Origin of the sequence: Arthrobacter sp. UCD-GKA (assembly GCF_001863355.1) — a bacterium.
Classification (GTDB): Bacteria; Actinomycetota; Actinomycetes; order Actinomycetales; family Micrococcaceae; genus Paeniglutamicibacter.
This window is the reverse complement of sequence record NZ_MOLR01000001.1, coordinates 44105-64482: the sequence shown is the minus strand read 5'-3', so window position 1 is coordinate 64482 and position 20378 is coordinate 44105. Positions and strand designations below refer to the sequence as shown.

At 65.7% G+C, this 20378-nt stretch carries 23 protein-coding genes; 5 read left to right on the top strand and 18 right to left on the bottom strand.

Going from position 1 to position 20378, the window contains the following annotated elements; translation table 11 throughout:
* Nucleotides 1-10: 10 nt before the first annotated feature.
* The 4 genes from BLJ79_RS00300 (at nt 11) to BLJ79_RS00285 (ending at nt 4266) form a co-directional block, all read left to right on the top strand.
* Nucleotides 11-676 (top strand): amino acid ABC transporter permease, encoded by a 666-nt coding sequence (locus BLJ79_RS00300; RefSeq protein WP_175475352.1) that lies wholly within the window; start codon nt 11-13, stop codon nt 674-676.
* Nucleotides 663-1442 (top strand): amino acid ABC transporter ATP-binding protein, encoded by a 780-nt coding sequence (locus tag BLJ79_RS00295; protein ID WP_071212685.1) that lies wholly within the window; start codon nt 663-665, stop codon nt 1440-1442. The genes BLJ79_RS00300 and BLJ79_RS00295 overlap by 14 nt, the downstream gene beginning before the upstream one ends.
* 77 nt (nt 1443-1519) lie before the next feature.
* Entirely contained in the window at nt 1520-3223 is a 1704-nt protein-coding gene (locus tag BLJ79_RS00290) for a helicase HerA-like domain-containing protein (protein ID WP_139194652.1), read from the top strand.
* 47 nt (nt 3224-3270) lie between these two features.
* Nucleotides 3271-4266 (top strand): hypothetical protein, encoded by a 996-nt coding sequence (locus BLJ79_RS00285; RefSeq protein WP_139194651.1) that lies wholly within the window; start codon nt 3271-3273, stop codon nt 4264-4266.
* 18 nt (nt 4267-4284) lie between these two features.
* On the opposite strand, the gene BLJ79_RS00280 is transcribed toward BLJ79_RS00285, so the two are convergent.
* The 12 genes from BLJ79_RS00280 to BLJ79_RS23190 all read right to left on the bottom strand — a co-directional run bounded on the left by BLJ79_RS00280 (nt 4285) and on the right by BLJ79_RS23190 (nt 16713).
* Nucleotides 4285-5565, bottom strand: coding sequence for an MFS transporter (locus BLJ79_RS00280; protein WP_286135208.1), 1281 nt, complete (start codon nt 5563-5565; stop codon nt 4285-4287).
* Nucleotides 5562-6041 (bottom strand): MarR family winged helix-turn-helix transcriptional regulator, encoded by a 480-nt coding sequence (locus BLJ79_RS00275; protein WP_083410894.1) that lies wholly within the window; start codon nt 6039-6041, stop codon nt 5562-5564. Before BLJ79_RS00275 ends, BLJ79_RS00280 begins: the two co-directional genes overlap by 4 nt.
* A gap of 245 nt (nt 6042-6286) precedes the next feature.
* Entirely contained in the window at nt 6287-8242 is a 1956-nt protein-coding gene (locus BLJ79_RS00270) for an NHL domain-containing thioredoxin family protein (protein ID WP_071212682.1), read from the bottom strand.
* Nucleotides 8243-8347: 105 nt separating this feature from the next.
* Nucleotides 8348-9121, bottom strand: coding sequence for a hypothetical protein (locus BLJ79_RS00265; RefSeq protein WP_139194650.1), 774 nt, complete (start codon nt 9119-9121; stop codon nt 8348-8350).
* Nucleotides 9111-11240 carry a bifunctional copper resistance protein CopD/cytochrome c oxidase assembly protein gene (locus BLJ79_RS00260; protein ID WP_286135207.1) on the bottom strand — a complete coding sequence of 710 codons (2130 nt, stop codon included), beginning with the start codon at nt 11238-11240 and terminating at the stop codon, nt 9111-9113. Before BLJ79_RS00260 ends, BLJ79_RS00265 begins: the two co-directional genes overlap by 11 nt.
* Before the next feature lie 109 nt (nt 11241-11349).
* Complete coding sequence (locus tag BLJ79_RS00255; RefSeq protein WP_071212679.1) at nt 11350-12582, bottom strand: Dyp-type peroxidase; 1233 nt, start codon at nt 12580-12582, stop codon at nt 11350-11352.
* The gene (locus BLJ79_RS00250; protein ID WP_071212678.1) at nt 12569-13147 is read right to left on the bottom strand and encodes a copper chaperone PCu(A)C; all 579 of its coding nucleotides are present in this window, start codon (nt 13145-13147) and stop codon (nt 12569-12571) included. Before BLJ79_RS00250 ends, BLJ79_RS00255 begins: the two co-directional genes overlap by 14 nt.
* 213 nt (nt 13148-13360) lie before the next feature.
* Nucleotides 13361-13972: a copper resistance CopC family protein gene (locus BLJ79_RS00245; protein ID WP_071212677.1), complete on the bottom strand. Its 612-nt coding sequence runs from the start codon at nt 13970-13972 to the stop codon at nt 13361-13363.
* Between the two features lie 58 nt (nt 13973-14030).
* Nucleotides 14031-14660 (bottom strand): hypothetical protein, encoded by a 630-nt coding sequence (locus BLJ79_RS00240; RefSeq protein WP_139194649.1) that lies wholly within the window; start codon nt 14658-14660, stop codon nt 14031-14033.
* Between the two features lie 187 nt (nt 14661-14847).
* A complete protein-coding gene (locus BLJ79_RS00235) occupies nt 14848-15132 on the bottom strand; it encodes an HU family DNA-binding protein (RefSeq protein WP_071212675.1) in 285 nt (94 codons plus the stop codon).
* Between the two features lie 322 nt (nt 15133-15454).
* Nucleotides 15455-16441 (bottom strand): SDR family NAD(P)-dependent oxidoreductase, encoded by a 987-nt coding sequence (locus BLJ79_RS00230; RefSeq protein ID WP_175475350.1) that lies wholly within the window; start codon nt 16439-16441, stop codon nt 15455-15457.
* A gap of 104 nt (nt 16442-16545) precedes the next feature.
* Nucleotides 16546-16713 carry a hypothetical protein gene (locus BLJ79_RS23190; RefSeq protein ID WP_175475349.1) on the bottom strand — a complete coding sequence of 56 codons (168 nt, stop codon included), beginning with the start codon at nt 16711-16713 and terminating at the stop codon, nt 16546-16548.
* 151 nt (nt 16714-16864) lie between these two features.
* Here BLJ79_RS23190 and BLJ79_RS00225 point away from each other — a divergent pair, with 151 nt between their 5' ends.
* Nucleotides 16865-17512: a DnaJ family domain-containing protein gene (locus BLJ79_RS00225; protein WP_071212674.1), complete on the top strand. Its 648-nt coding sequence runs from the start codon at nt 16865-16867 to the stop codon at nt 17510-17512.
* A 67-nt stretch (nt 17513-17579) separates the two neighbouring features.
* On the opposite strand, the gene BLJ79_RS00220 is transcribed toward BLJ79_RS00225, so the two are convergent.
* The 6 genes from BLJ79_RS00220 to BLJ79_RS00195 all read right to left on the bottom strand — a co-directional run bounded on the left by BLJ79_RS00220 (nt 17580) and on the right by BLJ79_RS00195 (nt 20376).
* Nucleotides 17580-17768: a hypothetical protein gene (locus BLJ79_RS00220; protein ID WP_071212673.1), complete on the bottom strand. Its 189-nt coding sequence runs from the start codon at nt 17766-17768 to the stop codon at nt 17580-17582.
* A gap of 111 nt (nt 17769-17879) precedes the next feature.
* Nucleotides 17880-18185: a 30S ribosomal protein S14 gene (rpsN, locus tag BLJ79_RS00215; protein ID WP_071212672.1), complete on the bottom strand. Its 306-nt coding sequence runs from the start codon at nt 18183-18185 to the stop codon at nt 17880-17882.
* A 2-nt stretch (nt 18186-18187) separates the two neighbouring features.
* Nucleotides 18188-18355, bottom strand: coding sequence for a 50S ribosomal protein L33 (gene rpmG / locus BLJ79_RS00210; protein ID WP_007270730.1), 168 nt, complete (start codon nt 18353-18355; stop codon nt 18188-18190).
* A complete protein-coding gene (gene rpmB, locus BLJ79_RS00205; protein ID WP_071212671.1) occupies nt 18355-18591 on the bottom strand; it encodes a 50S ribosomal protein L28 in 237 nt (78 codons plus the stop codon). The genes rpmG and rpmB overlap by 1 nt, the downstream gene beginning before the upstream one ends.
* A 409-nt stretch (nt 18592-19000) precedes the next feature.
* Nucleotides 19001-19474 (bottom strand): MarR family winged helix-turn-helix transcriptional regulator, encoded by a 474-nt coding sequence (locus tag BLJ79_RS00200; RefSeq protein ID WP_071212670.1) that lies wholly within the window; start codon nt 19472-19474, stop codon nt 19001-19003.
* A 104-nt stretch (nt 19475-19578) separates the two neighbouring features.
* A complete protein-coding gene (locus tag BLJ79_RS00195; protein WP_071212669.1) occupies nt 19579-20376 on the bottom strand; it encodes an ABC transporter permease in 798 nt (265 codons plus the stop codon).
* Nucleotides 20377-20378 lie beyond the last annotated feature (2 nt).

Genomic DNA, 20378 nt, shown 5'->3' with positions numbered 1-20378 from the left:
AGCCCTGCCCATGGACATCAATTGGGAACTTATCGGCGATTCCCTCTGGCCCATAGTGCTGGGCGGGCTGAGCGGCACCATTCCGCTGTCGCTGGCAAGCTTTGCCATCGGCCTGGCGATTGCGCTGGTCATGGCGCTGATGCGGCTGAGCCGAAACCCGGTGGTGTCCTTCATCGCCCGGGCGTACATCTCGGTGATCCGCGGCACCCCGTTGCTGGTGCAGCTCTTCGTCATCTTCTACGGGCTGCCCTCCATCGGCGTGACCCTGAGCCCGTGGCCAAGCGCCATCATTGCCTTCTCGATGAACGTCGGCGGCTATGCGGCGGAGGTGATCCGGGCGGCCATCCTTTCGGTCCCCAAGGGGCAGTGGGAGGCCGGCTACACCATTGGCATGTCGCGCACCACCACGCTGCGCCGGCTGATCTTGCCGCAGGCGGCCAGGGTTTCCGTCCCGCCGCTGTCAAACACATTCATTTCCCTGGTCAAGGACACCTCCCTGGCCTCGCTGATCACATTCACCGAGCTGTTCCGCCGCGCCCAGGAAATCGCCGCTTTCAGCCAGGAATTCATGCTCGTCTACATCGAGGCAGCCCTGGTGTACTGGGTGTTCTGCCTGGTGCTTTCCTCGGGCCAGACCCGACTGGAAAGAAGGTTTGACCGCTATGTCGCACACTGACCCCGGCAACGCCCGGCCCCTGCTGAGGGCCACCGACCTGCAAAAGAGCTTCGGCGAGCACCAGGTGCTCAAGTCCATTGACCTGTTGATCGGCAAGGGGCAGGTCCTGGCATTGATCGGACCGTCCGGTTCCGGCAAGACCACGGTGCTGCGCTGCCTCAACGGGTTGGAGATCCCCGACGGCGGCGAGGTGGCCTTCGACGGCGGACCGGCGGTGGCCTTCGCCCCGGGCACCACGCAGAAGCAGGCGCAGGTGCTGCGCACCCGCAGCGCCATGGTGTTCCAGAACTACAACCTCTTCCCGCACATGACGGTGCTGGAAAATGTCATCGAGGGCCCCCTCCAGGTCCAGCGCCGCAAACGCGTCGAGGTGGTCGCCGAGGCCGAGTCCCTGCTGGCCCGGGTCGGGCTGGCCGAGAAGCGCGACCAGTATCCGCACCAGCTCTCCGGAGGCCAGCAGCAGCGCGTGGGCATTGTCCGGGCGCTGGCGCTGAAGCCGTCGCTGCTGCTCTTCGACGAGCCGACCTCGGCCCTGGACCCGGAACTGGTGGGAGACGTGCTCAGGGTGATCAAGGAACTCGCCGACGAGGGCTGGACCATGGTGCTGGTGACCCACGAGCTGGCCTTCGCCCGGGAGGTCGCCGATGAGATCGTATTCATGGACCAGGGCGTGGTCGTCGAGCGCGGGCATCCCGAGGTGGTGCTGCGCACCCCGCAGAACGAGCGCACCAAGCAGTTTGTGCACCGGCTGCTCAACCCGTTCTAGGGACCGCGGCCCTGACGGGAGAAAAAGAATTGGTGCGCCCACCACCACGGACGTGTTCCAGACCGTAGGCTATGGACATGGCCAAGATGACGACATCCCAGCACGTGGAAACCATAACCGCCGGTTACGCCTTCGAAGGCCCGGCCGTGACACTCGGAGCGGCGCTGGTCGATGACCAGCTCTTCCCCGAGGCGCAGGTCCGCTTGCCGCTGCGCATGATGAACCGGCACGGACTGGTGGCCGGCGCCACCGGCACCGGCAAGACCATCACCTTGCAGCTGATGGCCGAGCAGCTCTCCTCCCATGGGGTCCCGGTGTTCCTGGCGGACATCAAGGGCGACCTCACCGGACTTTCCACCCCGGGAACACCCACGGAAAAACTCACGGCGCGCACCGCCTCGGTCGGCATGGCCTGGGAAGCGAAGTCCTTCCCCGTGGAGTACTACTCTCTGGGCGGGGACGGGCAGGGGATCCCGATCCGGGCCACCATCTCCTCCTTCGGCCCGTTGCTTCTCTCGCGGATCATGGAGTTGAACGAGACCCAGGAATCCTGCCTGCAGCTGATCTTCCACTACGCGGACACCAAGGACCTCGAGCTGCACGACCTCAAGGACCTCCGCGCGGTCATCACGCATCTGACCAGCGACGAGGGCAAGACCGAGCTCGAAGGGCTGGGCGGGGTCTCCAAGGCCACCGCCGGGGTGATCCTGCGCGAGCTGGTCACCCTGCAGGCCCAGGGCATGGAGTCCTTCTTCGGCGAACCGGAATTCGACACCGCCGAGCTGCTGCGCCAGGCTCCCGACGGGCGGGGAATCATCAGCTGCCTGGAACTTCCCACGCTCATGGAAAAGCCGGTGCTCTTCTCCACCTTCATGATCTGGCTGCTGGCCGATCTCTTCTCCGAGCTGCCCGAGATCGGAAACCCGGAGAAGCCGAAGCTGGTGTTCTTCCTCGACGAGGCCCACCTGCTCTTCAACGGGGCCTCCAAGGCGTTCCTGGCCTCGATCACCGCCACGGTGCGGCTGATCCGTTCCAAGGGCGTCGGGGTGTTCTTCGTGACCCAGACGCCCAAGGACGTCCCCGCGGACGTGCTCGGGCAGTTGGCCAACCGCGTCCAGCACGCGCTGCGCGCCTTCACCCCGGACGACGCCAAGGCCCTGAAGGCCACCATCTCCACGTTCCCCACCAGCGACTACGACCTGGATGCGGCGTTGACGCAGGCCGGGACCGGTGAAGCGGTGGTCACCGTGATGAACGAGAAGGGCGCGCCGACCCCGGTGGCCTGGACCCGGATGTGGAGCCCGGAATCGACCATGGGCCCCTCGGCGCCGGAAACGGTTTCCGGGATCATTGGCACCTCGGCCCTGATGCAGGTCTACGGCACGGCCGTGGACCGGGAGTCCGCGTACGAGAAACTCACCGCGGGCGCCGCGGCGCCTGCCGCCGCCCAGGTCCCCACCGGCGGATCGGTGGCCGCACGCGTGCCCGGTCCGGGCCAGTCCCAGGCCGACATCGATGCCGCTGCCCGCGAAATCGAGGAATCGATCCTGGGCCGGCCCTCGTCGATCCCCCATTCCGCACCGGAACCCGGCGCCACCGATTACGCCATGCCCGAACCTCCGGCGACCGCGAAGAGAGCCCCCGGCCGCAAGGCAAGTGCCCCCGCCCCCGCGCCGAAACCCGACAATCCCGTGCTTGACATGGCCTTGCAGGCCGCAAACATGATCGGCAGAGAGCTGTTTCGCGGCATGTTCGGCACCAAGCGGCGCCGCCGCCGCTAGGGAGGGTCGGCGCGAACCACGCCGAATTCCCGGTAGCCTTGGACACAATGAGCGAACGTTTATCTCCCACAAGGGTCGCCGCCACATGGGCGGCGGCCCTTGTGGTGCTGGCCGTCCTGGCCTTTGCTGCCATTGCCCTGGTCAACCACAACTCCTTCGGACCCGCCCAGAAGGTCAAGGAACTGCATGTGCATCTCACCCGCGGCGAAGGCGCCGCGGCACTGGGGCTGCTCCAGGCCACGGTCCCCAAGGGCAATGCCCTGCTGCTTGACGGCGAGGGCCTGAAGGCCGCCAGCGCCGACGTCAAGGACTTCACGGTGGGCAAGCCCGAAAAGGTCGCCGGCGCCGATGACCTGGCCACCGTCACGGCAACCTACTCCATCCACGGGGTGCAGCAACAGACGACCTACCAACTGGAACGCACGGGCCGCAGCTGGCTGTTCTTCGAGAACTGGTCGTTTGTGCCCACGACGCTTCCCACCGTGGCGATCTCCGCGAACACCACCAACGAGGTGGTCGTGAATGCGCGCCCCGCCCCGCTGGTCAAGGGCAAGACCACGGTCCCGGTGTTTGTTCCGGCCGTCATCGACACCAGCTTCGCCACCCCGAACTTCCGGGCCGACTCGCGCGGCCTGGCGGTCACCGGGTTCTCGAAGAAGGCCACCGAGGTCAAGCTTCGCACGCAGCCCACCAAGAAGCTGCTCGACGAGGTCAACAAGCAGATCACCGCGTACCTGGATGACTGCGCAAAGCAGCAGGTCCTCATGCCCGCGGGCTGCCCGATGAGTTACTCCACCACTGCGCGGGTGCGTTCGGATTCCATCCACTGGAGCATCGTCGACTACCCCTCGGCCGAGATCGTGGCCTACGACGGCTCGTGGGCCCTGCGCCCGCTGACGGTCAAGGCACGCTTGGACGTCACCGAACAGGACCTGCGCACCGGGCGGTACACCGAGCGGACCGTTGATGACAGCTTCGGGTTCACCGCCGTGCTCAAGGCCAGCACCACCAAGGTCAGGGTCACCCCGGTTTCCAGCGAGTAGCCGCCCGGTTGCCGGGTCCTAGCGGCCCAGCGCCGGGACCAGGGACCTGGCGCGGGCCTTGTGCCTGGCCGGGGTCCCGGAGCCCTGTTTCTGTGTGCGACGGGTCCGGCGCAGCACCACGGCCACCGCGATGAGCCCGGCGACAAGCGAGATCAATGCTCCGCTGCCGACCGACCACCGGGCACCGAACTCGGTGCCGAGCCAACCCACCAGCGGGGCGCCCAGCGGCGTGCCGCCCTGGACGACCATCACGTAGAGCCCCAGCACGCGCCCGCGGTAGGCGGGGTCGACCGAGAGCTGGATCATGGTGTTGGAGCTGTTCAGGAAGGTCAGCGAGGCCAGTCCCACCGGCACCATCATCACCGCGTACCAGAAGAACGTGGGCATGAAGCTGGCGACCAATGCCGCAAGGCCGAAGCCGACGGCGCCACCGAGCAGGTAGCGCATCCGCGGCTTGCCGCGCCGGGCGGCCAGCAGGGCCCCGGCGAGCGTGCCGATGGCCATAATGGTTCCCAGCAGGCCGAACTCCCCCGCCCCGACATGGAAGACATCGGTGGCCATCATCGCGTTGGTGAGCTGGAAGTTCAGCCCGAAGGTGGCAACCACGAAGGCCAGCGCGAAGATCAGCAACAGATCGGGGCGGTTGCGCACGTAGGCGACGCCCTCGCGGATCTGGCCCTTTTGGCGGGCCACCAGCCGGGTGGGCTGGAACTGCTCGGTGCGCATCTTGGCCAGCGAGAAGATCACGGCCCCGAAGCTGGCTGCATTGATCAGGAATGCCGGTCCGGTGCCGAACCAGGCGATCAGCATCCCGGCCACGCCGGGGCCGGCCAGCCGGGCCAGGTTGAACGAGGCGCTGTTCAGGGCGACGGCATTGGGCAGGTCGCTGGCCGGGACGAGTTCGGAGACGAAGGCCTGGCGTGCCGGGGCGTCGAAGGCGCTGGCCACGCCCAGCCCCAGTGCAAGCAGGTAGACATGCCAAAGCTCCGCGGCGCCGGTGACCACCAGTACGCCCAACACCACGGCAAAGAAGCCCATCGCCGACTGCGTGATCAACAGCAGCTTGCGCTTGTCCATGCGGTCCGCAAGCACGCCAGCAAAGGGTCCCAAAATGAGAATGGGGAGGAATTGCAGGCCGGTGGTGATGCCGACAGCCGTTCCGTCGTGGTCGGTCAGGATGGTGAGCACCAGCCAGTCCTGGGCGACGCGCTGCATCCAGGTGCCGATGTTGGAAACCAGGGCGCCGGCGGTCCACAGGCGGTAGTTCGGGATCTTCAGGGCGCTGAACATCTTGCTCATTTGGCGCTCATTTCCTGCAGCAGGGCCGCGGCCCGCGCCAGGGTTGCCCGGTCCTTGGCATCGAGCGTTTCCAGCCGCACGGCCAGCCAGGCGGTGCGTTGGCTTCGGGCGCCGTGGTAGGCGGCCATCCCCTCGGGGGTGGGAGCGATCATCACCTGGCGGGCGTCGGCCTCGCTGACGGTGCGGGTGACCAGCCCGGCTTCCAGCAGGGACTTCACGATGCGGGTCATGGACGGGGCGGCGACCTGTTCGCGGGCAGCCAGGTCGCCGATGGTGTGTTGCTGGTTCCGCAGGCCCGCCAGCACCGAGTACTGGGCGGGGGTGAGGGTTTCGGAGCTTGATTCCAGGCGCAGGCGGCGGGATGTCTTCATCACGGCCACCCGAAGTTCGGCGGCCAGGTCGCCGGTGTTGGTTGCGTTGCTGACGCGGGTGGGGGCTATGCGTACGGGTTTCGGGGCATCATTGGTTGCGTTCATGTGATCCGGGCGGGCCCGGGATTCTCCTTCAATGCGCCGGGGCGCCGGCGCCTTGGGTTTCGACCTCTTCAGTTCCTTAGCATTGCTAACAATACTTGGGTCGAAATATTCCCGCCATGATGGCCATCACCCGGGCACCCATCTGAAGGGTGAGATGCCTAACCACCGACCCCGGTGTTAAGCGCGAACGAGGCCCGCCCCCTCGTTTCGGGGGACGGGCCTCGCTTCGGGCGTGGTGTTGCCGCCTAGTTGTCCATGCCGCGCAGGTCCAGGACCAGTTCGGTCTCGCCCTCGGCATCCACCAGCACCGGGATTCCCCAGTCCTGCTGGTACAGGTGGCAGGCGGCGTGCATGGGGATCTCCCCGCCGGGCTCGCCATCGCAGGCGGCCGCACGGGCCGTGATGTGCAGGACACCCTCGGCGATCTCCGGGTTCAGTTCCAGGGTCCGGGTCAGCCCGGTGGAGGTGCCGCCGCCGGAAAGCAGCAATTCCTCCGGCGAGGAGGAGATCTTCAGCTGGGTCGGATCCCCCCAGCGGTCATCGAGCTTCTGCCCTGCGGGTGCGGAGAAGCGCACGGTCAGCGCGTGCTCCCCCGAAGCGACCTTGGTCTTGGGGCGCTGGGTCTGGGACGCGCCCTCGTCGACGAGAAGGGCCTCGGCCGGAAGTGGCAGGCGCACCAGCTGGTGGTTGTTGGTCTCCACGACCAGCAGCACCGGCTCGCCGTCCACCGAGGAATCCAGCTGCACGTCGGCCGGCTCGTTCAGGCCGCGGGCCAGCGTGCTGACGGTCGCGGTGGCCGGGTCGTAGCGGCGCACCGCGCCGTTGTAGGTGTCGGCAATGGCGATCGAGCCGTCCGGCAGCGCGGCAACGCCCAGCGGGTGCTGCAGGCGGGCCTCGGCGGCGGCGCCGTCGCGGAAGCCGAAGTCGAAGAGTCCGGCACCGATGGCCGATTCCACGGCCGCAACCGATCCGTCCTCGGCCAGCACCAGGCGGCGCAGCGCGGAGGTCTCCGAGTCGGCGACCCAGATGTTCTCGTCCTTGTCCAGGGCCAGGCCCGAGGGCTGGGCGAACCAGCTGGCATCCGGGCCGCCGTCGGCCAGGCCTTCCAGGCCGGTGCCGGCGAAGACCGACAGGGCGCCGGTCACCGGGTTGAAGGCGAAGATCTGGTGGGTTCCGGCCATCGCGATGGCCACGGCCTGGGTCTTGGGGCTCCACAGCACGTCCCACGGGGAGGACAGCGAGGTGCCCAGCGGGTCGCTGCCCAGGTCGCTGATCCAGGCTTCCTCGTTGTTCTCGTCGACAGCGGCGCGTGCCTGGTCGGCGTCCAGCAGGCGCTGGATGCCGTTCCCGGCCAGCGTGGTGACGTTCCCGGTGTCCAGGTCCAGCCCGCGCAGGCGGTGGTTCACGGTGTCGGCGATGACCGCGTGGTAGCCCAGCGTGGCGGCGAGCTCGGCCGGGAGCAGGGCCAGGCCCTGGGGCTCGTTGAACTGCGCGGTTTCCGCGTCGCCGTCGGCAAAGCCCTTCACGCCCGAGCCGAAGGTGCGCACCACGGTGGACAGGTCGTTGCCCAGTTCCACGATGCGGTGGTGGCCCGAGTCCCCGACCAGGAAATTCCCGTTTTGGAGCGCCACGGCCTTGCCCGGGAAGCGCAGGTCCCCCTCGCGTGCCGGCGGCGCCACGTAGGGGCCGGTGCCGCGGTGCAGCGTGCCCTTGGCATCGTGCTCGGCGATGAGTTCCTCGACGAGCGATTCCAGCCCGGCCGCATGGCCCTCGCCGGAGAGGTGGGCCACGATGTAGCCCTCGGGGTCCACGACCACCAGGGTGGGCCAGGCGCGTGCGGCATAGGCCTGCCAGGTGACCAGCTCCGGGTCGTCCAGCACCGGGTGCTCGATCTCGTAGCGTTCCACGGCGGCGGCCAGCGCGACCGGATCGGCCTCGTACTCGAACTTCGGGGAGTGCACGCCCACGGTCACCAGGACATCGGAGTACTTGGCCTCCAGCGGACGCAGCTCATCGAGCACGTGGAGGCAATTGATGCAGCAGAAGGTCCAGAAATCGAGGATCGTGATCTTGCCGCGGAAGTCCTCCAGCGTCAGTTGCTTCCCGCCGGTGTTCAGCCAGTTGCGGCCGACCAGTTCGGAGGCACGGACCTTGTAGGAGGTGCGTACGGATTCGGTTCCGGTGCTGGGGGTTGCTGTCATGGATCTGCTCCTGGGCTTGTCGGCTGACGTTGTGCTGTATTCAATTATCCCGTTTTTGCCCGGCGAAGCCGAGATCATGACATGATGCGACGATCCGTCGACGGGCTAGCGGGCCTGGGTCAGGGCGGCGTTGAGCACCTGGGCCGCCATTTGGCTGAACTCCGGCGCCTTCAGGCCGTCGGCGGCAATGAACGAAACCATTGCCACGTAATCCCCCTTGGCCTTGATCAACACCAGGGCCTGCTGCCGCATTCCCTGGCCCTGCCTGCCGCGGGTCCACAGGATGGCCGAATCCGCGTCCCCGGCCTTCAACACGGGCTTCTCGGTGGAGAAGGGAACGGTCTCGGTTTCCTGGTGCATGGTCACCTTCTGGCATTCGGTGAGCATCGCCAGCACCGTGGCGTAGTGGGCATCCAGCGCCGACTTGTCGGTGACCTTCGCGACCTCGACCGATCCGGTGGCGGGGATCTTCTCGGTGAGGAAGTCGGTACGCGCTCCCTCGCCGCCCATTTGCACCGGGGACCAGTTCAGCGACTCGATGACATCCGCGCATTGGGTGGGCAGCACCGCGACCCCTCCCGGGGTGTCTTCGGGGGCCTTCTTCAGGTCGGCGAGTTCGGTCCCGGAGATCACCCGGGCCTTGTCGAAGCCCAGCCGTGCGGCCATGGAGATGCCCGAGGCCACCGAGAGTTCGGAGACGTTCAGTTCGTCGGCCTCACCGCTGGGCGTTGCGGCGGCGGAGGCGCCGGTGGGCAACGGTGCGTGTCCCTCGGGCAGTTCCACGGCTTGCGGGGCCCCGGCGCAGCCGGCAAGTGCCAGCCCCAGGGAAAGGGTCAGGGCAAGAGTGCGCAACGCACCCGTCTTGGTCCTAGCGGCCACGGCGTGCAATCTCCTCGTCCTGCTTTTTCAATTGGGCAAACATCTCGTTGTAGGCGTGCAGTTCCGCGTCGTTGTCGCGGTCCGCCTGCCGGTCCTTGCGCTTGGATTCCCTGGTGTCGTCCCGGTTCCAGGACACCATCACGCCCAAGGCGATCAGCAGCGTCGGGATCTCCCCGATCCCCCACATGGCCCCGGCACCCAGCCGCTGGTCGGCCAGCGCACCCTCGCCCCAGCTCCTGCCCATGTTGCCGAACCAGTCGGCCTGGTACAGCGAGGTGGAGCTCATGATGGAGACGCCGTAGAAGGCGTGGAAGGCCATGGTGGCCAGCAGGATCACCAGGCGCATCGCGTGCGGTGCCCGCTTCGGGACCGGGTCGGTGCCGATCATTGACAGTGCAAAGAGGTACCCGGTGATGAGGAAGTGCAGGTTCATCAGCTCGTGGCCCATGTGGTTGCGCAGCGCGAAGCCGAAGGCCGAGGATTCATAGAAGATGATGATGGAACCGGCGAAGTTGGCCGCGGCAAAGAGCGGGTTGGTGACGAGGGCGGAGAACTTCGAGTGCACCAGCACCAGGATCCATTCACGCGGCCCACGGGTCCCGTCGGTGCGCGAGCCCAGGGCCTTCAACGCCAGGGTGACCGGCGAGCCGACCACCAGGAGCAGCGGGGCCACCATGGTCAGGGCCATGTGGTCCACCATGTGCACGGAGAACAGGATCTTGCCGTAGACCGCCAGCGCACCGGAGGTGAAGTAGAACAGTGCCGTGAGTCCGAGGAGCCAGGAGATGGTCAGCAGGATCGACCACTTGTCGCCGCGACGGCGCACCGTCACCACGGCCCACAGGTAGGCGACGGCCAGGAAGAGCGCGATGGCGATCCACAGCCAGTCAAAGCGCCAGACTTCCATCCAGCTGGAGCTGGTCAGTTCCGGGGGCAGCTCGTACCCGGTGAGCAGCCGGGCCGGGGTGGGCAATTCCGGCGGGGTGTCCGGGGTGGGCGGCGCGGTGCGGGCCAGCACCGTGGCCAGGGCCATGACCGTGGCCATGATGATGGTTTCGGCTCCCACGACCAGCCAGGCCGCGCGGGTTGCCGCAAGCTTTCCGGCTTCCAGGGCGGGGATGACCCGGCGGCGGTGGGCCAGGCCCAGCGCGCCCAGGGCGATGGTGGCCAGGGCCTTGGCGATCACCAGCCACCCGTAGGGTGTCATCCACTGGTCCCAGTCGGTGATGCGGATGGTCGCGTTCACGACACCGGAACCGGCGACCAGGATGATGGAGATGGTGGCCAGCGCGGAGAAGCGGTGCAGCACGGTGCCGGCCAGGATCGGGCGGGCGCCGGGGTAGCGTCCCGGGGCCTTGGCGGCCAGCAACGGTGCCAGCGCGGCGAGCACCACGATGCCGCCGAACCACAGGCACACCCCGGCCAGGTGCAGCATGATCGAGTTGACCGCACCCCAGTGGTCGTCTCCCCCGGCGGCGTGGCCGATCAGCGACATCGGCAGGATCCCGGCGAAGGAGAAGGCGGTGGTGGCCCCGACCCAGGCCGGGGAACGCACGCCGAAGGCCAGGGAGGAGGTGATCGCGGCAATCACGATCATCCACGCCCAGGCCTTGCCCACGGAGATGTTCAGGACGTAGTCGAGCATGGCGGAGGTGTAGCTGGGGTCGGTGCTCATGGGCTTGCCGACCAGGTCCCAGAAGTTGAAGACCAGCACCGCGGCCGCGGACACCGTCCAGACCATGCCGGAGGCGGCGGCAACGTTCAAGGTGCGGGCAAAGGCGGGGTGGGTTTGGCCGCCGTCGGTGTCGTGCTTGCCCGGTTCCGGGCGCTTGGGCTTGGTGGAACGCGGCAGGATGGTTGCGGCGAAGACCAGGGCGGCGATCGTGATGGCCATCGACGAGTGATGAAGTGCCTTGGCGGCAGGCAGCGCCCACCGCACGAAGGGCCCGGGGTCCCCCAGCTCACTGGCCTGGGCGGTGCCGGCAAAATAGCTGGCCGCAATGATCACCAGCACCCCGACCACGAGTGCGGGAAGGGTCAGCATGAGCAAGAGCCTCTTGCCTGGCATCGACGCCTCGACCTTGGTGGCCGTGGCCTGCGTGTTCCGTGACTTGTTCACAATGTCCTTTCAGCTTCCTCGCCGATCCATTCTCCCACCGATTGCCCGGCACCAAGGTGCCAAGGTGGCTCACGCCACCCGCCGGCACCTCGGGACCGGTATCCGGGGATCAGGTGGCGAGCAGTTCCTTGCCCAGGAACGAACCTTCGCGGCACCCCGGAAGGATCGCATAGACAGCTGACCCGATCGGCGTGGTCCACTCGTTGAGCAGGTCGGCCGCATCCAAGCGTTGCTGGATGGGGACGAATTGGCGATCGACGTCGCATTGGTAGGAGGCAAAGAGCAACCCCGCCTTGGTGACGTCGATGTAGTTGTAGCCGCGGCGCAGGATTTTTTCATCCGCCTCGCGGGCCTGCGAGCGGGCCACGTGCGAATCGTCGGATATCACCGGGAAGCCGGCGGCGTCGCGCACCCGCAGATCGGGGGTGTCGAACTCGTGCTCCCCGGTCAGCGGTGAGCCGTCGGACTGGCGGCGCCCCAGGGAGAAGTCCCGGGCCGGGCGGTCCACCCCGTCCCAGGCATCCAGGTCCATCTCGATGCGCCGCAGCACCAGCGAGGTTCCACCCGCCACCCAGGGTTCAAGTCCCTCGCCGCCGAAAACCGCCCGATCAAGCATGGCATCGACGGGATTCCCGGTGCCGTCCTTCTGCCCGAACAGGTTGCGCATGGTCGCCCCCTCGGGCATGGAACCGCGCGAGTGGCGGAACCCGTCCTGCACCCACCTGGTCTTGGCCAGGGTGCGCAGGTCCTTTTGGATGGCCCGGCGGGCGTGCACCAGCGAGATTTGGTCGTCCCCGCATAATTGCACCAGCACGTCGCTTTGGCCCCAGGCCTTGTCCAGCCGGTCAACGGAGAAGCGGGGAAGGTCCTTCAGCCACCCGGGCACCAGGTCCGGATTCAGGATGGCCGCGGCGTGCTGCCCCAGCCCCACCGTGAGCGTGAGTCGCGCCGGGTTTGCCGCCATTTCCGGTTCGGTGTCGGCAAGGACGCCGCGGCCGGCCAGGAGGCGGGATGCGTCGTCGCTGATGATCTTCAGTATCCGGGCCAGCGCGTCACGTGTCGTTGCCTCATTGGCGCCCGGTTCATGGATCAGGTCCAGGGCCAGGAATGTGGCATATGCCGGGGCAGGGGTGGTGATTCCCGGTTGGCGCTGCCCGTGAAACGCAATGGTGTCCGAGCCGTGCAGCGCCTGGCCCGGTTCGGCGGCTGCCGCGCCGAGTGGCAGGCCGGCGGCGGTGAATCCCGCCGCGGCACCCGCAGCGGCTGCGGCCGAGCCGAGCAGCAGGCCGCGGCGCGAGGGTAGGCGGCTTGCCTTCGCATGGGCGGTGTCAGTGACCGGCATGCCCGTCCCCTTCCGCGGGACCTGCGTGGCCCGATTCCTCGGCTTCCGGTGCGTAGGACTCCTTGGCCCCGGTGAAGCTCTTGATCTCGAAGGGGACCTCGCGGGTGCTGCCGTCGCCGAAGGTGAGTCTCAGGGCAGGGCTTTGACCGACCTTGAGTTCCTGCTTCAGGTCCATCAGCATCACATGTTTGCCACCCGGGGCAAGCTCGATGGTTGAATGTGCGGGGATCTCCAGCGGACCGTCAAGCTCCTTCATGCTCATGGCGGTGCCCGAGCCTTCCATGTCGTGCAGCTCGGTGCTGCCGGCCAGGGTCGAGTCGACCTTGACGAGCGCGGCCGGATGGTCCGTGGGGTTTTCCAGCACGGCAAAGCCGCTGGTCATCCCGTCGCTGGCTGCCCTGATCCAGGATTCGGAAATCTGCAGCGATTCGGCTTCGGTGGTGTTTGCATTCTGAGTAGCCGCATCGGATGCGCCGGCAACTGCGCATCCGCTCAGCAGCAGGCCGGCCATGGATGCGGCAGCGAGGGGTGCGGAAAAGCGATGGGTGGGGATGTTGAAGTTCATGGGAAACTCTCCAAAATTCAGGGCTGCGGGCACGCCAAGACTGTCCGTGGGCATGGCCCGCAAGGCATCGCTTCCGATGGAGGAAGGCGATGCCTGTTCAGGGGGAAGGTCGTGTCGCCGCCGAGCCGCAAGGCGCCGCCCGGTTCCCCGGCATGCGCTGGTGCCGGGGAACCGGGGCCCTCGTGGCGGACTCGGCGGGGTGTGGCCGGGCGGCTACTTGGTCTGGCGGCGGACCTTCAGCAACACCAGGGCGATGATGCCGATCCCGGCAACGCCGATGATGGCCCAGACCAGGCCCGCGGGCATGCCGGCAACCGGTGTGGTGGTGTCGCCGTCCTCGGCGCTCGGCTGCTCCGACGGCGTGGCACTCGGCGTAGCGGACGCCGCCGGAGTGCTCGCGGTTGCCGGTGCACTGCTGGCCACTGCCGCCGGGTCGTTGACCTCGAAGGCGATCTTCTTGTCAATCGGGTGCCCGTCCGAGGACACCACCCGGGCGATGAGGGTGTAATCTCCGTTGGCCAAGATGGTGGACGGGGTGACGGTTACTTCGCGGCGGTCGATCGCAAAGGTGGTATCGACGTTGGTTCCCTTGCCATCCGAAAGTTCAAGGATCGTCCCGATCTTCTTGATGTCTCCGCTGAAGGTCAGCACCAGTGATTTGGGTGCCGTCTTGAGCACCTCTCCGCTGGCAGGTGTGGAGGAAATCAGTTCGTCGTGTGCCTGGGCGCTTGATACGCCGAAAACGGTCATCAGGCACAGCAGCACGGCGGCGACGAGTACGCCGATTCGGGTGGCGGTGCGTGGGGCTTGGATTGTGTCAGTCATGGGGTACGTGGTCCTTTTCTCCGCGGCGATGTTGGCTCGCAGGAAGTTGGGGGTTGCTTTACGGGTGTGCGAAAGCAGGTCCCCGCGGAGGACCGCGGCGGTGCAGGGCCGGGCGCAGCACGTCACGCAGGACCAGCACGCGGTAGGCAACGCCGAGCAGGGGCTGTATGCCCCGAGTTGCCTGCAGCCCGCGTACAAACAGGATCAGGCGCGGTACGTACAGGGAGATGGCCTGGGCAAATGTGCGGGCGGCGATCTCACCCCGGCGCATGGCCGTGATGGTCACGATTGCGGCGGCCACGTGGGCGACGGTCATCAGCCAGCCCGCTGGCGACTCGGCGGCGGTTGCGGCGGCCACGGTTGGGCCTATGCCCAGTTCAAGACCGTGTCCTGCGTGGGCGCCGCTTTCCAGGATGAGCCCGGCGGCGCCTTGGTGCTGGTGGCCGAACAGGCCGAAGGCGCCATGGTAGGCGCCCTGGCTCAGCAACACCGCGAGGCCGGTGCGCATCAATGAGGTCTTGCCGGAGGCCAGGGCCGTGCAGATGACGGCGCTGATACATAGCAGGAGTCCGATGACGGCAAGCGGCGGCATGACCCCGTCCACGGCGGTATGGGAGGCGGCGGCAAGGCAGGTGCAAATCAATGCACCAATCCAGCCACGCAAGATGCGCAGGCCGTGATCCTTCATGCCGTTTTCCTCCGCCAAGGGATTGATAGGTAATGCCTCATGGTTCCAGCAAGTCATTCTACGCGATTCTACGGGTCGTAGAATTCTAAATTCGCCCACGGCACCCATTAACGCCAAAGCCGCCCCCGCATCCGGTCCTTGGGACCATTGCGTGGGGCGGCTTGAAAGCTGTTGCGCGCGGCGCAGACTACTTGCCGGTAACGGCAGCCTTCAGCTTGGAGCCAGCGGTCAGCTTGACCGAGTGGCCGGCCGGAATCTGGATGGCTTCGCCGGTCTGCGGGTTGCGGCCGGTGCGTGCTGCACGGTCGGTGCGCTCGACTGCGAGCCAGCCCGGGATCGAGACCTTTTCGCCCTTGGAAATCTGGGAAACGAATACGTCGAACACTGCATCCAAAACACCGTTGACGGCTACCTGGGAGTTGCCGGTCTTCTCGGCGACAGCTGCAACAAGTTCACTACGGTTCATAGCCAAAGTATGTCCTCCTGGACTTCTCTTCCCGGACGCAGTTGGCCCGGGTCGCCTCGCGTTCGCGGGGACTTCTGTGTGAGAACTTACCAAATGTTCCTGCGCGAAACGCCCGATACGGGCCGAATTCCCGGGAATTTTTTGAAGTTTGGCGGTTTTTTCGCCTTCAGCGGCCCGTTTTACTCCGAAAGAGAGACGAACAGCACTCTTGGGGGTCGAAGTCGCCACAATCCAGCAGACCGGTTCACGCGGTCATTTCGGGTTCCCTGGCCATCGCTTCCAGGGACTTCAAACATCGACGTCGGTCCGCCGGCAAGCGGTCAATGGGCTAACCGAAAAGGGAAATTCCGGTGGCGGATTCGGCTGCCTTCCATATGGTTGCGGCAGGCCCGGAATCCGTGGTGATTGACGCAGGGGTGGCCTTGCGCGGGCCACCCCTGACCAGCCACCGCGGTCCGTAAAAGACCGCTCCCGGAGTGCTGAAGGCGTCGGGGTCCACGGCGGCCCGAACTATCGGCCAGGCACCCCGGTCCTTGCCCTGGGTAAACGGGGCCTGGAGCGTATCAACGACTCGTTTGAACGTGCCGGGCTCGTTGACGCCGGCAATCCCGGGTGTGCGCCCGGAGAGCGAATAACCGGGATGGGCGCTCAACGCCCTGGTCGTGCCGGGGGTTCGCTGCAGCCGTCGGTCGAGTTCGAAAGCGAAGGATTGGAGCATGATCTTGGATTGGGCGTAGGCCTGCCACGAGGAATAGTTGCCCTGCAATTGCGGATCATCCAGGTGCGGGCGAACCAGCAGGGTGGAAAGCGAGCCCAGGGTCAGCACGCGGGCGGCCGGGGCCCGTTCCAGGACCGGAAGCAGCCCGGCGACCAGCGCGAAGTGCCCGAAGAAGTTGGTCGCAGCCACGAGTTCCAGCCCGTCCACGCTCTGCTGGCGCGTGCGCGGGGCATGCACCATGCCGGCGTTGGCGATCAGCACATCCAGGTGCTCAAGGCGGCCAAGTTCGGCAACCGCTGCGGCGACGGATCCGAGACTGGAAACATCAAGGGTCGCCAGGCGAAGCCGTGCCCCGGGTACACGTGCACGAATTGCCTGCGCGGCGGCTTCCGCCTTGCGTTTGTCGCGGCACGCCATGATGACTTCGGCCCCGCGCCGGGCCAAGTGGAGACTGGTCCAGAATCCAATCCCTGCATTCGCTCCGGTGACCAAGATGCGCAGGCCGCTGGCGTCGCCGTTTCGGCGACGTGCCACCACCGCGTCTTCCTGCCTGGAGGTTCGGGTCTTGTTGATGCCTGTGGTCTTGAACTGGTCCATGATGTCCAAAGCTACAGTCTTCCCGATAGCAGTGCCCGATGCGTGGGGTTGGTCTGCCGGTGCTCCCCGGCTTTCGGTGGCTCGCGTCCCGGCCAGTCGTTGGCTCAGCGCTCCAGCTTGCTCTCCTTGGCTTGGTTGCGGCATAGAAGATAGCCAATGCCCGATGAAAGCGCGCCAGCGGCCGTCAGCAATCCCCACAGCAGGTCGATGCTCAGGGCAATGGCGGTAGTCAGCAGGAACAGAACGGTTGAGGTGCCAAATAGTGCCTTCATCGGGCACAGCCTACCGAACGAGAAAAGCAGGGCCTTAATCGGGCGAGACGTTGGAGGCCCAGCGCCCGGGAACCACCAGTGCCTGCCTGTTGATGCTGGCCCAGCGCGTGGTTAAGGTTAAGGCAACATCCCGGAAGGGTGGTCCCAGCACATGTCCCGACGCAACCTTGATGAGAACCGTGAGGCCGCACTGCGCTCGGCCCGCTACCGCTTGGCTCGCGATGTCGACGGGGAACAGCTCCCCGTCGATGAGTACGCCGAAAGGACCGGGCGGAGGCTGGGCGATGAGTCGGAACCGGCAGCCGAGGTCCGCAGCTTCCACGCCGACGACGAGGTCTGGGAAGTCGCCAACAGCGCCCTGGACGCCGCGTTCGCCAGAGGCGACTTCGACAACCTCGCCTATGCGGGCAAGCCGATACCGGGCCTTGGATCCACCGCGGATCCCGATTGGTGGATCAAGGGGCTGATGAAGCGTGAACAGATCAGCGGTGTCGGTCCCCCGGCGCTGCTGCTGCGCAAGGAAGACGAAGAACTGGAAGAGACCTTGGACCGGATGGCGGATCCCGCCGCGGTGCGGTCATTGCTGGAGGATTTCAACGCCCGTATCATCGAGGCCCGCCGCCAGCTGCTCGGCGGTCCACCGGTGATAACCGCGCTGCGTGACGTCGAGGACGAAGTCGCCGCGTGGCGAGAACGCCGAACCGCCCGTGCGGTGGCCGCGGCACCCACAGAAAAGGCACGGCAGGAGCACCGTCCCGGGCGGTTCGGGCGCTTGTTCGGGTCGGCACGAAAGCGGTGACCGCCAGTGGGCCATCCAGGCCGTCGGCGGCGCCACCCGGCCTGCCCGGTACGGGTGGCGGAGGCATTCAGCGGCGGTAGAGGCCTCTGCCCTGATCGATGTTGCGTCGCGCTTCGCGCAGAGCGCGAGCGGTCTCGGGATCAGTCCGCTGAATGTCGACTGCTCGCTTGTCCAGGGTCCTGCGCATTCCGATTCCGACCGACAACAGACACAGCACGAGAATCCCCGCGACGATCAAGATCGATAGCATGTCCATGCTGCGAGCCTACTCTCGTTCCGATCTTTAAGGGACCGGATCGGGAAAGCGCTTGTTAAGTGGCCAAAGGCCCCAACCGATTCGGTTGGGGCCTTTGACTGCTTCTGGAATTTACCAGGAAGACTTGGTGATGCCCGGAAGCTCGCCACGGTGTGCCATGTCGCGGAAGCGAACACGGGAGATACCGAACTTCTGGAGGGTGCCGCGCGGGCGGCCGTCAATGGAATCGCGGTTACGAACGCGTACCGGCGAAGCATTGCGGGGCAGCTTCTGCAGACCCAAGCGGGCCTCTTCGCGTGCCTCATCGGTTGCGTTCGGATCAACCAAGGTCTTCTTGAGGGCTGCACGCTTTTCGGCGTAACGCTCAACAATGACCTTGCGCTGCTCGTTCTTAGCAATCATAGACTTCTTGGCCATGTTTAGCGCTCCTCTCGGAATTCGACGTGCTTGCGGACTACCGGGTCGTACTTCTTCAGAACCATGCGGTCTGGGTTGTTACGACGGTTCTTGCGGGTCACGTAGGTGAACCCGGTGCCGGCGGTCGACTTGAGCTTAATGATCGGACGTACGTCCTTATCCTTAGCCACTAGAGCTTCACACCCTTCGCAAGCAGGTCGGCTACAACGGCATCAATGCCGCGGACGTCAATGCGCTTGATGCCCTTGACCGAAAGGGTCAGGGTAACGTTGCGACGCAGGGACGGAACCCAGTAGCGCTTCTTTTGAATATTCGGGTCGAACCGACGCTTGTTGCGGCGGTGCGAGTGGGAGATGCTGTGTCCGAAGTTCGGAACCGCACCAGTCACCTGGCATACAGCTGCCATGATCACTCCTCAGTTGTAGTAAATATTGGCGGTACTCGTTGACAGATACAGCGGAAAACTGCTGCCTCTGAATCTGCGTATAAGAGTCCCGCCACCAGTTGTGACACCGTTATTACTGCAGAAGGTAACCAGGCTGGGTGAGAACCAACCGAAGAGCCTTTTTTAGCGTGAAAGACGGTGAACCTCATGGCCAATGAGTACTTTTCCCTACTCGGCTGACCATGATATTCGGTTTTACGGGCAACCGTGCAAACCCGTTTGGGCATACACGACTTAACGCCTAACCATTCTAGGCGATTAACACATCGGCAGCCAAATCGACAACAGGGCTTTCCGGGTCCCCGGCATGCGATCTGCCTCACGTCCGAATCAAAGGCCCCGAGGCGGGGCCACCGGACCCGAGGCGCTCCTAGCGCAGAATCCAGTGCGCGGGGTCCAGCCGGCCCACGAGCTTCTGGCCGATGCGTGCCAGTTCCGCCACGTCGTGGTCGTCTAAACCCTCGAAAATCAGTTTCCGCACCGAACCAACATGTTCGGGGGCAAGGGACTCAACCTTGTCCCACCCATCGTCCGTGAGCCTGGCGATGGTCACGCGGGCATCCTCCGGGGACCTGGTTCGTTCAACCCATCCCCGGCCTTCCAGCTTCTTGACCACGTGCGACAGCCGCGAGAGCGAGGCGCTGGTCCGGGAGGCCAGTTCGCTCATCGGCAGGATCCGTTCGGGGGCCTCCGACAGCATGGCAAGCACGTTGTAGTCGAAAAGGGTGATCTTGGCCTGGACCTGCAACTCGCTGTCGAGTGCGGCGGGCAGCAGCGTGGTGACGGACACCAGGGCCAGCCAAGCGTCTCTTTCAACGGGGCTTAGCCACTTAGGTTCGCTCATGGGCACTATCCTTGCATAGCTCATGCCCGCTTCAAGATTCCGTGCTCCGGTGTGCCCTTTCACCGTTGGAGAAGGTCACACCGCACGGCACGGCCCCGCCGCTTCTAGCGCGCGGCCAGGGCCTTGCGGCGGCGGTAGGCAATGACCTGCGAGGTGACAACGACCACCAGCGCCAGGATAAACATGGCCGACCCGATCACGTTGGCCTGCGCGGGGATGCCGCGGGTGGCCGAAACGTAGATGAACTTCGGGAACGTCGAGAAATTTCCGGAGTTGAAGTTCGTGATGATGAAGTCATCGAAACTCATCGCGAAGGACAGCAGCGCCGCGGCCACGATCCCCGGAAGCAACAGCGGGAAGGTGACCTTCCAGAACGTGAGGAACGGGCTGGCATACAGGTCCGATGCCGCTTCTTCCAACCTGGGGTCAAGCGAGGAAACGCGCGCCCTGACGGTGACAACCACGAAGGACATGCAGAAGATCACGTGGGAAATCACGATGGTGCTGAAGCCAAGCTCCCATCCCAGGTTCAGGAACKGGGCCAGCAGCGAGGCGCCGAGCACGACCTCCGGGGTGGCCAGCGGCAGGATGATCAACAGGTCCGCGGTGTTGCGGAACTTGAACTTGTAGCGCACCAGGCCCAGGGCCACGCAGGTGCCAAGCACCGTGGCGAAGATCGTGGCGACCAACCCGATCTGCAGCGAGTTGACCAACGACTCGCACACATTCGGTGCGCCGCAGGGGTTCTTCCAGTTCTCGAGCGTGAAGCCCCGCCATTCGAGGTTGGTGCGTCCGGCGTCATTGAACGAGAACACGAAGATGTACGCAATGGGTACCAAGAGATAGATGAAGGCCAGGCCTCCGGCGACCGGGATGAACCAGCGCCCAAATTTTTGTCGCATTC